At 72.4% G+C, this 13479-nt stretch carries 12 protein-coding genes and 1 tRNA gene; 8 read left to right on the forward strand and 5 right to left on the reverse strand.

What is annotated here, in order from left to right; translation table 11 throughout:
• Positions 1–339: primase alpha helix C-terminal domain-containing protein (locus EBH09_RS17485; RefSeq protein WP_193776376.1), on the forward strand; the 339-nt coding region annotated here is incomplete at its 5' end.
• Between the two features lie 469 nt (positions 340–808).
• On the opposite strand, the gene EBH09_RS17490 is transcribed toward EBH09_RS17485, so the two are convergent.
• Positions 809–895, reverse strand: a tRNA-Ser gene (locus EBH09_RS17490).
• A gap of 62 nt (positions 896–957) precedes the next feature.
• Positions 958–2463, reverse strand: coding sequence for a trypsin-like peptidase domain-containing protein (locus EBH09_RS17495; protein ID WP_121747926.1), 1506 nt, complete (start codon positions 2461–2463; stop codon positions 958–960).
• 270 nt (positions 2464–2733) lie between these two features.
• Here EBH09_RS17495 and EBH09_RS17505 point away from each other — a divergent pair, with 270 nt between their 5' ends.
• The 3 genes from EBH09_RS17505 (at position 2734) to EBH09_RS17515 (ending at position 5516) form a co-directional block, all read left to right on the forward strand.
• The gene (locus tag EBH09_RS17505; protein ID WP_121747927.1) at positions 2734–3561 is read left to right on the forward strand and encodes a glycerophosphodiester phosphodiesterase; all 828 of its coding nucleotides are present in this window, start codon (positions 2734–2736) and stop codon (positions 3559–3561) included.
• Between the two features lie 259 nt (positions 3562–3820).
• Positions 3821–4372, forward strand: coding sequence for an ATP-binding protein (locus EBH09_RS17510; protein WP_238697349.1), 552 nt, complete (start codon positions 3821–3823; stop codon positions 4370–4372).
• A 172-nt stretch (positions 4373–4544) separates the two neighbouring features.
• Complete coding sequence (locus EBH09_RS17515; protein ID WP_121747929.1) at positions 4545–5516, forward strand: DUF5926 family protein; 972 nt, start codon at positions 4545–4547, stop codon at positions 5514–5516.
• A gap of 243 nt (positions 5517–5759) precedes the next feature.
• On the opposite strand, the gene EBH09_RS17520 is transcribed toward EBH09_RS17515, so the two are convergent.
• Together EBH09_RS17520 and EBH09_RS17525 are read right to left on the reverse strand one after the other, a co-directional pair.
• Positions 5760–6398, reverse strand: coding sequence for a hypothetical protein (locus tag EBH09_RS17520; RefSeq protein WP_238697351.1), 639 nt, complete (start codon positions 6396–6398; stop codon positions 5760–5762).
• A 199-nt stretch (positions 6399–6597) separates the two neighbouring features.
• On the reverse strand, positions 6598–7263 hold the full coding sequence (locus tag EBH09_RS17525) for a bifunctional DNA primase/polymerase (protein WP_121747930.1): 666 nt from the start codon (positions 7261–7263) through the stop codon (positions 6598–6600).
• A gap of 636 nt (positions 7264–7899) precedes the next feature.
• Here EBH09_RS17525 and EBH09_RS17530 point away from each other — a divergent pair.
• Both EBH09_RS17530 and EBH09_RS17535 read left to right on the forward strand, forming a co-directional pair.
• Positions 7900–9408, forward strand: coding sequence for a PP2C family protein-serine/threonine phosphatase (locus EBH09_RS17530; protein ID WP_121747931.1), 1509 nt, complete (start codon positions 7900–7902; stop codon positions 9406–9408).
• Positions 9409–9541: 133 nt separating this feature from the next.
• Complete coding sequence (locus tag EBH09_RS17535; RefSeq protein ID WP_121747989.1) at positions 9542–11029, forward strand: aminopeptidase P family protein; 1488 nt, start codon at positions 9542–9544, stop codon at positions 11027–11029.
• Positions 11030–11086: 57 nt separating this feature from the next.
• On the opposite strand, the gene EBH09_RS17540 is transcribed toward EBH09_RS17535, so the two are convergent.
• A complete protein-coding gene (locus EBH09_RS17540) occupies positions 11087–11551 on the reverse strand; it encodes an ATP-binding protein (protein WP_121747932.1) in 465 nt (154 codons plus the stop codon).
• 233 nt (positions 11552–11784) lie between these two features.
• On the opposite strand from EBH09_RS17540, the gene EBH09_RS17545 reads away from it, so the two are divergent.
• The gene (locus tag EBH09_RS17545) at positions 11785–12642 is read left to right on the forward strand and encodes a hypothetical protein (RefSeq protein WP_121747933.1); all 858 of its coding nucleotides are present in this window, start codon (positions 11785–11787) and stop codon (positions 12640–12642) included.
• Between the two features lie 145 nt (positions 12643–12787).
• Positions 12788–13479, forward strand: a 692-nt coding sequence (locus tag EBH09_RS17550; RefSeq protein WP_121747990.1) for a YcnI family protein, incomplete at its 3' end; no start/stop codon positions are given.

Below are 13479 nucleotides of genomic sequence, written 5' to 3' on the forward strand. Positions count from 1 at the left end.
CACGGCGCCTACGCCGCCGCCCCCGGCACGGCCCACCTCGCCCCCGCGCCCTGCCCGCCCGCGCTCCTGCGCCTCCTGCTCCCACCGCCACGCGCACACCAGCCGGCCCTCTCCACGACGGAGGCGCACGGTCAGGGACTCGTCCAGTTCGTCCTCGCCGCCCACGAGGGCCAGCGCAACACCCGCCTGTTCTGGGCCGCCTGCCGCGCCTACGAGGACGGCATCGGCCCCGCCCTCGTGGACCCCCTGATCGAGGCCGCCCTCGACACCGGCCTGGACGAACGCGAGGCCCGAGCGACGATCGCGTCAGCGGCCCGCATGACGGGCCACCACCCCTGACACGACGACCGGGACACATGGGCCGGGCCGAGGACACGAGCCCTCCTCGGCACGAACACAGACCCGAAACCTGAGCCTGCGCCGGAACACCCACATGCACGGCCGCTCCAAAGCGCCGGCCATGTCGCTGCCCCGGGCGGTCCTGCCATCCGGCCGCAGTGTCGACCTCGCCGGGCTGCGGCTCACGCCGGCGTACGGCGGCACCAGCGAGTCGTCACAAGCACGATCACCTGCCATGCCTCGTACGACCGGCCGTCGAACCGTCGGCGCGCACATCACGCTGCTGGTCCCACCCGGGACGGACGGCACACAGCCCCGACGTCACACCGGCCAGTACGAGACCCCGCACCGGCGCACGCCCTTTCCGTGCCCGATCGGCCGGGAAACCGCGGGGAACAGTGGTGCTCGGCGGCTAGCGCGCATGGCAACGGCCCCCGACCGTAAGACCTGGTCAGGGGCCGTAGCACTGCGGTGGGTGTGGGATTTGAACCCACGGTGACATCGCTGCCACGACGGTTTTCAAGACCGTTCCCTTAGGCCGCTCGGGCAACCCACCCCGCGCCGTCCGTGATCGACGGCGCGGGACCAGGGTAGCGGGTCGGCGCGAGGGTGCGTGGGTCAGTCGTCGCCGATCTTGGAGCCCAGGGTGAGTTCGGTCGTGCGCTCCTTGCCGCCGCGCTCGTAGGTGACCGTGACCTTGTCGCCGGGCTTGTGGGTCCAGATCTCGCCGATCAGGGTCGGGCCGCTGTCGATCACCCGGTCGTCGAGCTTGGTGATGACGTCGCCGGGCTTGAGGCCGGCGTCGGCGGCGGGACCGCCCGGCTCGACCGGCTCGGAACCGCCCACACCCTGCTCGGTGAGCTTGGCGCCGTTCGTCGTCTCCTCCAGGGAGACGGAGGCGCCGATCTTCGCGTACACCGGCTTGCCGGTCTTGATCAGCTGCTTGGCGACGAACTCGGCCTGGTTGACGGGGATGGCGAAGCCCAGGCCGATCGAACCGGCCTGGCCGGTGCCGAAGCCGCCGTTGCTCGTGGACTGGATCGCGGAGTTGATCCCGATGACGTTGCCCTGCGCGTCCAGCAGCGGACCGCCTGAGTTGCCCGGGTTGATCGACGCGTCGGTCTGCAGGGCGCTCATGTAGGACGCCTTGCTGCTGGCACTGCCGTCGCTGGAGGCCACGGGGCGGTTCTTGGCGCTGATGATGCCCGTGGTCACCGTGTCGGACAGCCCGAAGGGGGCGCCGATGGCGATCGTGGAGTCGCCGACGGCGACCTTGTCGGAGTCGCCGAGGGGCAGCGGCTTCAGGTCCGAGGGTGCGTTCTCCAGCTTGATGACCGCCACGTCGTAGCCCTGGGCGTGGCCGACCACCTCGGCGGCGTACTTCTTGCCGCTGGGGAAGGTCGCGCTGAGCTTGCCGCCGTCGACCGCCTCCGCCACCACGTGGTTGTTGGTGACGATGTGGCCCTGCTTGTCGAAGACGAACCCGGTGCCGGTGCCGCCCTCGCCGTTGCTGCCCTCCGCCTGGATGGTGACCGTGCTGGGCAGCGCCTTGGCGGCCACGCCGGCGACCGTGCCCGCGTCGCGCTTGACGGAGCCGCCGGTGTCGGAGGCGGAGACCGTCGTGGAGCCGGACTCGTCGTTGTTCTTGGCCAGGGTGTAGCCGAGGCCGCCGCCCAGACCGCCCGCGACCAGCGCGGCGACCAGGAGCGCGGCGACCACGCCGCCACGGCCGCGGCCCGACTTCGGCGCGGGCGGCTGGTACGAGGAGCCCCAGCCGCCGCCGGAGCCGTCACCGCCTCCGCCGCCGTACGACGGGGTGCCCGGCGGCGGGGGCGGCGGCCAGGAGGCGTCGGGGGCGGAGTACCCCTGGGGCGCCCCCTGACCGTGGGCGGCATGCGAACCGTGGGAGGCTCCCGGGTCCTGCGGGGCGGCTTGATGCGGTGCCTCGCTGGGAGCCGCGGCCTGCCCGAAGCCGTCGTGCGGTCGCGGTCCCGCGGGTGCGTGCGAGGGCGGCTGTTCCGGGCGTGGCACGGCCGGCTGGGCGGGGGCTGCGGGAGATTCCACCGGCACGGGAGGCGCGGACGGGGCCGGGGGTACCGCGGTGCCCTCGTTCTCGGTGCTCACAGCTTCTCTCCTCGTTCCACGGCTGTTTGTCGGTCGCACTGGTCACACTGGTCGCGCTCAGCGACGCTCACGCGGCGCTCCACGGTCCGGCGCGACGCAGATGTGCAGTGTTTTCGTATGCCATCAGCTTTTCCCACGGGCCGTCAGAGCACCATAAGCGGTTGCTGTGGGTTCCCGACCGACCTTTATATGGGTCATCCAAGACTAAACGGACGTGCGGCCGATGACTCCGGTGGCACGTCTACCCGCCCGCGGTGGCACCATGACGCGGTGACCCACGCACGACAGCACCGGATCCAGGTCGTCGCCCACCGGGGAGCCTCCGAGGAGGCGCCCGAGCACACCCTGGCCGCGTACCGGAAGGCCATCGAGGACGGGGCGGACGCCCTCGAGTGCGATGTGCGCCTGACCGCCGACGGTCATCTCGTCTGCGTCCACGACTGGCGCGTCAACCGTACGTCCAACGGCCGTGGCGCGGTGTCGGCGCTGGAGCTGGCCGATCTGGCCGCACTTGACTTCGGCGCCCGCAGGACCCGGGAGTTCTGGCGGACGCGCGACGAGCAGCCCGACTGGGAGCACCGGCCCGAGGACCGCGAGGAGACCTCCGTCCTGACCCTGGAACGACTGCTCCAGCTGGTGTCCGACGCGGGGCGGCGGGTGGAGCTGGCCATCGAGACCAAGCACCCCACGCGCTGGGCGGGGCAGGTGGAGGAGCGGCTGCTGGTGCTCCTGAAGCGGTTCGGACTCGACGCGCCGGCCTCGGCCGCCGAGTCCCCGGTGCGTGTGATGAGTTTCTCGCCCCGCTCGCTGCACCGGGTGCGGGCCGCGTCGCCGACCCTGCCGACCGTCTATCTGATGCAGTTCGTCTCACCCCGACTGCGGGACGGGCGGCTGCCCGCGGGTGTCCGGGTCGCGGGCCCCTCGATCCGGATCGTGCGGAACCATCCCTCCTACATCGCCCGCCTGAAGCGGGCCGGCCACCAGGTGCACGTGTGGACCGTGAACGAGGCCGCGGACGTGGAACTCTGCGCCGACCTGGGCGTCGACGCCATCATCACCAACCGGCCACGTGCGGTACTGGACCACCTGGACCGCTGATTCGCCCGCACTTCGTCCGCGCTTCTTCCCGCGGTTCGTCCCGCGGTTCGTCCGAAGTCTTGACCGGGCGGCCCGCCTCCCGCATTCTCCAGTCTCGGCCACACCGACGAAATCCAGCCACGCTGTTACGGGGAGTGCTCCGGTGCGTTCGGTACGTGTTCGACCGTGTCGAATGCGTCACTGGGCGGGGACGGGCCGGTTTCCGGTTCAGGCCAGAGGGGCATCCACACCGTGGCGTGGGGCGAAGGAGGTCTCGGGGGTGGCGTTGGTGGTGGCACAGGAGGTGCCCACGTCGTCGAGCATGGCCGTTCCCCATGGCCCTGCGGGCGTGGGGAAAGCAAGGCACCGGATGCGCGAGCAGTTGCGCAGCGGCGGTGTCGCGGATTCGGTCATCGACGACGCCGTACTGGTCCTTTCCGAACTCTTGAGCAACGCGTGCAAACACGGCCGTCCGCTGGGCGACGCCCTGGCCGGTGACGGCGACGTGCGCGCCGCGTGGCAGGTGGACGCGGGCGGCCGGCTCGTCGTGGAGGTCACGGACGGCGGCGGCCCTACCCGCCCGGCCCCGGCGACCCCTTCGGTCACCGCACACGGCGGCCGCGGGCTGAACATCATCACCGCGCTCGCCGACGACTGGGGCGTAAGGGACGACGCGCGCGGTGAGGTCACGGTGTGGGTCGTCGTCCACGACGACGTGCACGACCCGGACGCCGGGCACCGGCGCGACGACTTCGCCACCCGGATCACGGCTCCGGCTGTGTCGGAGATCCCCGGCCTGGACTTCGCGGAGGCCTTCGAGGACCTGGGCTGACCGGGCCCGGTGAGTGGGCGCGCGGGGAAGCCGAAGACAGCGGAGGGAAGCCGTGGTGACCCCGGGGCGAGCTGTCCACGGGAAGCCCGTTGTCCACAGGGCCACGTCGGCCAGGTTGTGAACGGCTAGGCTCGCGCCGTACGAGATGAGCCGCAACCGGGAGACACCCACGATGGCCAAGAAGCGACCCCAGACGAAGGCCAAGCGCCCGCAGCCCACCGGCGCTGACGGGAACTTCCCGGTCGTCGGCGCCCGCGAGCCCTGCCCCTGCGGCAGCGGCCGCCGCTACAAGGCCTGCCACGGCCGGGCCGCCGCGCAGGCCACGACCGAGCTCGTACAGCGCCCGTTCGAGGGGCTGCCCGGCGAGTGCGACTGGGTGGCCCTGCGCGAGCTGGTGCCGGCGGCCACGGTCGGGCTGACCCTGAAGGACGGCCTGCCCGACGGAGTCCCCTCCGTCACGCTGGCCACGGTGCTGCCGATGGCCTGGCCGGCCCTGCGCCGCGACGACGGATCGGTCCTGCTCGGCCTGCAGAACGACACGGCGTCGGGCGACATCAGCCGCGACCTCGCCGACACCCTCCAGCGGGCGCTGTCCGCCGCACCGGGTACTCCGGTGCAGGGCCGCCGCGCGCCGGCCGACGGCCCCCGGCTGCAGGACCTGCTCGCCTCCGAGGGGGCGTTCGAGCCGGACGTGCACGAGGGCTTCGAGTTCTGGGTCCCGGATCCGGAGAACGCCACGCCGGAGGTGACCGCCTCCCTGGAGCGGGCCAACGCCGCCGCCATCCCTACCGTCCGGCTCCAGGGTGTGGACGCCGCCTACTGGTGCGAGACGCCGGAGAAGAACCACCTGCGCTGGGTCATGCCGCACGAGGAGGAGCGGCTTCTGGACGCTCTTGCCCGGCTGCACGCCGCAGGCCGGTCGTCTCTTGGCGAGGGCACCCGCCTGGTCGGCTCCTTCCGCGCTCACGGGCTCACCGTCCCGGTATGGGACCTGCCGAGCGAGACCGGCGCGCAGGACATGGAGAAGCCGGCGGCCGAGTTCGCCGAGCGCCTCGCCGAGGCCCTGGCCACCGACGCGCCGCTCACCCACGACGAGCGCCGGGCCCGCGGCGGCCTGACCAACCGACAGGTGACGCTCAGCTGACGCACGGCCGCGGGGCCGGCCCGGCTGACCGACCGGTCAGCCGGGGCTCCGGTCCGGAAAGGCGTGACTCCGGTCACAACTCCCGGCGGAGACAGGCCAGTCGGTGACCAGAAAACAAGAGATCGAATTTGCTAACCGCCGATCTCTTGTTACCGTTCGAGTAGCCCGGTTGCTGGTGCATCCCCCGTCGCCAGCAACCGGGTCTTTCCATGCGCCCGGCCGCACACGCACCGCAGCCGCCCGTCAACTCCCCGTTCCGGCAGGTGAGTTGCTCGTCCCGTCACCGCTGTGCCCAGTGCCTTCACCACTCCCGGCGTCTCCGTTGCCGTCGCGGCTCCCGCCACTGCCGCCGCTCTCGTCGCCCCCGTCACTACGGTTGCTGCCGGTACGCAGCAGCAGTGGCCCGTAACCGGCCCGCGCCGCGAACTCCGCGACCGCGGTGTACGCCGTCGGCCCGCCCCGGACGCGTTCCCTGGGCGTCTCGCAGGTGCCCGGAGCGTCCTCGGCATCCACCGCGCAGCGCGTCCGCACGCTGCGTCCGTCGGTTCCCATGAGGCTCAGCACGGATTCGAGCGGGTCACCGGTCGCGTTGCGGTAGTAGGTGCGTGCCCAGGTCTCCGTCCCCTGCGTCACGACACAGGTCTGCGCCTCGACACCCTCGGGCGAGGTGAGCTCGGGGCCACAGCGCACGGCGGTGGCCGGGCCGGGGGGCAGCGGGGACCGGGCGGCCGCGGCCGGGGCACGGTCGGCTCCTTCGGGTGCCTTTCCGTCCCCGTCCGCACCCTGCGAGAGGAGACGTACGGCCGGAGGGTTCTCCGCCTCCCCGCCACCCGGGGGCCCAGCGGACGCCACGGCGAACGGCAGCACGACCGCGCACACCACGACACCGGCGAGCCCGTACAGACGGACCCGTCGGCGGTCCGGCCCCCCGCGGCGTGGCCCTGCACGGTCCGGGCCGGCGGCGCGGTACGTCCTGGCGGCACGGTGCGACCCGGCGGCGCGGTGCTCCCCAGCATGAAGCGGCATGGGCGGACGATAACGACCACGGGCGTGCGCGGACTTCCGCGCACGCCGGACACCCCTACAACTCGGGCGCGCTCACACCCGTACGAGTGAGGGCGTCGACCACGGCGTCCACCACGGCCTCCACGTCGGGCACCCAGGGTGAGGCGGAACCGGGCAGCGGCGCCCGTTCCCAGCGGACGGTGCCGCCGCCCGTCTCCGACGGGGGCAGCGCGAGATAGCCGCCCTCGCCGTGGAAGCGCAGTGAGCCGGGGACGAAGTCCTTGGCGTAGAGCAGCTCGCCCAGCTGCTCCATCGAGTACGGCTTGACCAGCAGCGACCAGCGGGTTGGCGAGGCCACGACCGGGCCGAGCCGCAGGCCCGCGCGGTCGAGCGCGGCGAGGGCGTGGGCGGCCGGCAGGGCGGGCAGGGAGACCGCGCACGGGGCGATGCCCCCGGTGGCCAGGACGATCGGCGCGGTGGGGCGGTTGGTCCACCACCAGCGCACCATGCGCCCGTCGGTGGTGGCGGCCAGGAGGCCGGGGTCGAAGGGGTGCGCGCCGGGCACCGTGCACTCCGGGTCCGGGCAGCCGCAGCGCGACCGCGCCCGCGGGTCCGCCGCCACGCCCGGGAGTACGGGCCACTGCCATTGCGTCGCGTAGGTCAGGGCCGCGCCGATCAGCTCAGGCTGTCCGTCGTCGTGCTGGGACAAGAGCCTGCGTCGCCTTCCGAGGATCTCGCGCATGAGCGCTCGTTCCTTTCCGTTGCACGCCTGGCAACACTGTGGTCACATCACACCATGTGTCGATCTCTTCGCTGTGCGTAGCTGGTGGCGCATCACACCCCTGCCAAGAAGGACATCGCTGCCAAGGGCAAGGGAAACCCCTGTGGGCCGAGCACCGACCGCGTCCGCGGCGGTTCCGTCCACACTGCGTCTGTCAAAGCATGGGCCTGGCGCGGGGGTGGCGAAGTCTGGCGTTTACCGTCCCGCGCATTTCTCTCCGCCTCCGCCACGGGAGGATGGGGCACGGTCGTCGGTGGATAGGACGCCCGGGTCCGCCGCCAGGTTCCAGGTGGCCCCCAACCACCCCTGGCCTTCTCCGAGTACGTACCCATCACGACCGCTGTGACGCTCCGTAAAGCACCCCCAGTCGACCGCAACAAGGCGTCCCCTGGGGAAGTTTCAAGCCAATTTCGTATTTCCGCAAGAGGTCGGGAGGGAGGTCGCTCGAACCTCACGGACACCAGGAATACCAGCAGGACAATGCTGGACATCTCCTTACGAGTGCGTGTACATGTGGAGACACTGCTAGCGGCGCAGAATGACATGGGGGTTTGCGATGCTTTTGAGCAGTAAGCGCCGGTCGGAAGGCCGGACGCCATGAACGCCCCGCACCCCGCGAAAGTGGCCGGAATCGATTCAACAGTTCCGTCCCCCGCACACACTGTCGCGCCCGCGACCCCGGGCGCCTCCCCGGCCACCGCGCCGAACGCCACGGACGCCGCGGAGGTCACGGCCGCGCCGGGGGCCCCCGGCGCCCCCGGCGCCCTGCTCCAGGACCGGCTGGCCGGCTGGGTGTCGGACCTGACGACCCTGCACGAGCTGACCGAGCGCCTGGTCCGTACGGACTCCCTCTCCGAAGGCCTCCAGGAAGTACTGCGCGCCGGAGCCGCCCTGGTGGGCGCCCGGCGTGGTCTCGTCGTCCTGGAACCGGCCGACGGACTCGGCCCGGACACCACCGTCGGCCTCGGACTGGCCCGCGCCGACCTCGGCCATATCGAGACCGTCCCCCGAAGTGCCCTGTCCTACGGGCGGATTCTGGACGGCCTGCCGGTCGGCCCGGACGGGATCACCGAGCCCGACCTGTTCGCCGAGAAGAACCTCGACCCCCGCCACCGCGAGGTCGCCGCCCGCCTCGGCTACGCCGCCAGCTACGCGCTTCCCCTGTCCGCCGAGGACACCGGGACCACTGAGGCGATGGTCACCACCAGGACCATCGGGACCACGGGGGCCACCGAGGCGGCCACAGGGACCACCGGCCGCCTCGGCGCCGCCGTATGGCTGTACGACGACCCCGTCGAACCCGGTGAGCGGCAACGCCATCTCGCCGGCCTCTACTCCCGGTACGCCGCCCAGCACCTGGCCCGCCTGCTGGAAGTCGAGCGCACGCGCGCGTGCATGGCGACGATGGCCGAGGAACTGCTGCCCTCCCGCCTGCCGCGGGTGCCCGGCGTGCAGCTCGCCGCCCGGCACCGCACCGGTCCGCGTGGGGGCGGCGACTGGTACGACGCCCTGCCGCTGCCGGACGCCGCGCTCGGCCTCGCCGTCGGCTCCGTCACCGGGTCCGGACCCAGCGCGGTCGCCGCGATGGGCCGGCTGCGCGCCTCCCTGCGGGCGTACGCCGTGATGGAGGGCGAGGACCCCGTCGCCGTACTGTCCGACCTGGAGCTGCTGCTGCGCCTCACCGAGCCCGCCCGCTCGGCCACCGCCCTGTTCGGCTACTGCGAGCCCGCGCTGCGCAGGATCACGCTGGCCGGCGCCGGGCACAGCCCGCCGCTGTTGATCGGGGAGCGGCGCACGGAGTTCGTCGAGACCTCCGTCTCCGCGCCGCTCGGCATGCTCGCCTGCTGGGAGGCGCCGAGCGTGGAGTTCCAGGCGGAACCCGGAGAGACGGTTCTGCTGTACAGCGACGGACTGCTGCACCGCACCGGCGACCCGGCCGACCGAGCCTTCGCCCGGCTGCACGCGGCGGCGGCCGGCACCCCCCGGGCCAAGCGCCACGACCCGGACGCCGTCGTGGAGCACGTCCTGCGCACGGTGCTGCCGGACGGGAAGGCCGACGCGGACTCGGAGGAGGACGTCGTTCTGCTGGCCGTCCGGTTCGAATAACGGGACACTGACCCCCCGCACGCCACACATAACGGACGGTAGCGCCTCCATGTAACAGGCCCTACGGCCCTGGGCCCCCTTCCGTACGACCGTACGATGGGGGTGGTCCAGTGCCGTATCAAGGAGGATGACCGTGTCGGAGGAGCTCACCCCGGCAGTATCTGATCCTGCTGCTGACGCAGCGGGCCCGGAGAACGAGACCGAGGAGCCGATCAAGCAGCGCAAGAACGGCCTGTACCCGGGCGTGTCCGACGAACTGGCCGAGAACATGAAGTCCGGCTGGGCCGACACGGAGCTGCGCGACCTGGAGCCCATCGCCCAGGCCGCCGAGACCGCCGCCCGCCGCGCCGCGCTGTCCGCCCGCTTCCCCGGCGAGCGCCTGGTGATCCCCGCGGGCAACCTGAAGACCCGCTCGAACGACACGGAGTACTCCTTCCGCGCCTCGGTCGAGTACGCCTACCTCACCGGCAACCAGACCGAGGACGGCGTCCTGGTCATGGAGCCCGAGGGCGACGGCCACACCGCGACGATCTACCTCCTGCCGCGCTCGGACCGCGAGAACGGCGAGTTCTGGCTCGACGGCCAGGGCGAGCTGTGGGTCGGCCGCCGCCACTCCCTCACCGAGGCGGAGAAGCGCTACGGCATCCCCGCCTCCGACGTGCGCGAGCTGGCCGACAGCCTGCGCGAAGCCACCGGCCCGGTGCGCGTCGTGCGCGGCTTCGACGCCGGCATCGAGGCGGCCCTGACCGACAAGGTCACCGCCGAACGCGACGAGGAACTGCGCGTCTTCCTCTCCGAGGCCCGCCTGGTCAAGGACGAGTTCGAGGTCGGCGAGCTGCAGAAGGCCGTCGACTCCACCGTGCGCGGCTTCGAGGACGTCGTGAAGGTCCTCGACAAGGCCGAGGCGACGTCCGAGCGCTACATCGAGGGCACCTTCTTCCTCCGCGCACGCGTGGAGGGCAACGACGTCGGCTACGGCTCGATCTGCGCCGCCGGCCCGCACGCCTGCACCCTGCACTGGGTGCGCAACGACGGCCCGGTCCGCTCCGGCGACCTGCTGCTGCTCGACGCGGGCGTGGAGACGCACACCTACTACACCGCGGACGTCACGCGCACGCTGCCGATCAACGGCCGCTACAGCGAGCTGCAGAAGAAGATCTACGACGCCGTGTACGACGCCCAGGAGGCCGGGATCGCGGCGGTGAAGCCGGGCGCCAAGTACCGCGACTTCCACGACGCGTCCCAGCGCGTGCTGGCCGAGCGGCTCGTCGAGTGGGGCCTGGTCGAGGGCCCCGTCGAGCGGGTTCTGGAGCTGGGCCTGCAGCGCCGCTGGACGCTGCACGGCACCGGCCACATGCTCGGTATGGACGTCCACGACTGCGCCGCCGCGCGCGTCGAGTCCTACGTCGACGGCACGCTGGAGCCCGGCATGGTGCTCACCGTCGAGCCGGGCCTGTACTTCCAGGCCGACGACCTGACCGTGCCCGAGGAGTACCGGGGCATCGGCGTCCGTATCGAGGACGACATCCTCGTCACCGCGGACGGCAACCGGAACCTGTCCGCCGGGCTGCCGCGCCGGTCGGACGAGGTCGAGGAGTGGATGGCGGCGCTGAAGGGCTGATCCACGGTTCGGTGGCCGGGTACCGCACGAGGTACCCGGCCACCGACATGCCTGCTGTCAGACCGCCACCAGCGGAGTGCCCTCACGCCACTTGAGGATCTTGTCGAAGCTCACCACGGCCCCGGACCGGCCCGGCGTGCTGCCGATGTGGACGTGGTCGGCGAGTTCCCGGATGAGACACAGGCCGCGGCCGTCCTCGGCGTCGACGGACACCGGGCGGGCCGCCACCCCCGGTCGGCCCGGAGCGGACGCGGGGAATCCCGGGCCCGTGTCGGCGACCTCGATGCGGCACAGTTCGCCGTCGAGGTAGGCCGTGACGCGGTACGCCTCCGAGGAGCCGTCGGGTGCGTCGTCCCCACCGTGCTCCACGGCGTTCGCGCAGGCCTCGCTCAGCGCGATGGAGAGGTCGAAGGAGATGTCGGGGTCCACGCCCGCGGTCTCCATGGTGCCGATCAGCAGGCGGCGGGCCAGGGGCACGCTCGCAGCCTCGCGCCGCAAATGGAGTGACCACCAGATGCTCATGCTCCAGCCTCCCGGCCGCGGCTCGACATACCGTTACGTATTGCCCCCCGTGGCCGGGCGTAAGCGCGGTGTCCGCGTGAGACCGCCCATATGGCGGATGCGTGCATGCCGCCGATCGGTGTATGTGGGGCGGCTCGCACCAGAGAGTGATCTTCCGGCGCTCTTCCGGGCGTACGGCATCTTGTGGACCTGCCGTACGGCGCGGGGGGCGCCAGTGCGATGATGAGGCCGCCATGACTGCCCCCCACCCGCCTACGGCGCGCACCGGAAACGATCTCCGGATCCTGCGGGCCGCGGTGTTCGCCGCGGTCTGCGTCGTGCTGGCCGCGGCGGGGCACACCCTCGCCTCCTGCGCCAGCGTTCCGCTGTGGTCGCTGGGCGCGGGGTTCCTCGGGGCGGTCGTGGTCGCCGCGCCCCTCGCCGGACGCGAACGCTCGCTGCCCGGCATCGCGGTGCTGCTCACCGTCGGACAGACCGCGCTGCACACCCTGTTCGGTCTCGGCCAGCACGGTGCCACGGCGGTCACGGCGGTCACGGCATCCGGTACGACCGGCGCGTCCACCGGCGGGCCGGGCGCGCTGTCCGACGCGTCACTGGTCCAGCAGGCCGCACGGCTGGTGTGCGGGACCACCGCGGCGGCGCTCAGCCCGGCCCAGGCCCAGCGCATCCTCACCGACGCGCGGATCGCCCCGGACGTCCGCGCCGGCGCGGGGCACCACCCCGCCGACGCCCTGTCCACCGCCGGTTCCTCGGCCTCGCTGCTGCCGTCCCTGCCGATGCTGCTCGGCCACGTCCTCGCGGCCCTGGCCGCCGGCTGGCTGCTGCGACGCGGCGACCTGGCCCTGGCCCGGCTCGTCGAACTGTCGGCACACTCGGCCCACTCGGTGGCCGAGGCCGCGTTCGTACGCGCCCTGCGCGCGACGCTCTCCCTGGTCCACGCCCTGCACGCCGGGCTCGCCGGCCTCCCCGGGACGGGCCCGCGCCTGCCGCACACCGCCCGGTTGGCGCCGCCCCGGCCCCGCACCACCGCACTCCAGCACACGGTGATCAGGCGCGGCCCGCCGAGCGACGCGTTGGCCCTCGCCGCCTGACACGACGCGACCATCACCCCGCTTCGGCCTCATCGGCCGCCGTGCGGAGGGCCGCCGTCGTGCGGCACGCGCGCGTGCGCGCATCCCTCCCGTCACCCGTCACCGGCCCAGCACCGGTGACCCACTCGAAGCGGAGTGATCCGTCATGAAGGTCTCTCGTATCGCCGCCGTCGGCGCCGTCTCCGGCATCGCCGTCCTCGCCCTGTCCGCGCCCGCCTTCGCGCACGTCAGCGTGCAGCCGGAGGGCACGGCCGCCAAGGGCGGCTACGCGGTCGTCGGCTTCAAGGTCCCCAACGAACGCGACAACGCCTCCACCACCAAGCTGGAGGTCAACTTCCCCACCGACCACCCGCTGGCGTCCGTGATGCCGCAGCCGGTCCCCGGCTGGAAGGCAGTGGTCACCAAGACCAAGCCGGCCAAGCCGCTGGAGTCGCACGGCAAGCAGATCACCGAGGTCGTCAGCAAGGTGACCTGGACCGCCGACGGCAAGGGGATCGAGCCCGGCTACTTCCAGAAGTTCCCGGTCTCCCTCGGCGCTCTGCCCGAGGACGCCGACGAGCTGGTGTTCAAGGCGATCCAGACGTACGACAACAAGGAGGTCGTGCGCTGGATCGAGGTGCCGCAGGAGGGCCAGGAGGAGCCCGACAACCCGGCGCCCGTGCTGGAGCTGGCCGCCGCCGAGGACGACGCCCACGGATCGTCGGGCGCGAAGGCCGAGGACGACACCGAGGCGGCCGCGCAGAACACCGCCGCCGACACCGCCGCCTCGTCCGACTCCGGTGACGGCAGCGACACCACCGCCCGTGTTCTCGGCATCGTCGGCATCGTCGTAGGCGC

The sequence above is a fragment of the Streptomyces sp. E2N166 genome (assembly GCF_003671715.1).
Classification (GTDB): domain Bacteria; phylum Actinomycetota; class Actinomycetes; order Streptomycetales; family Streptomycetaceae; genus Streptomyces; species Streptomyces thinghirensis.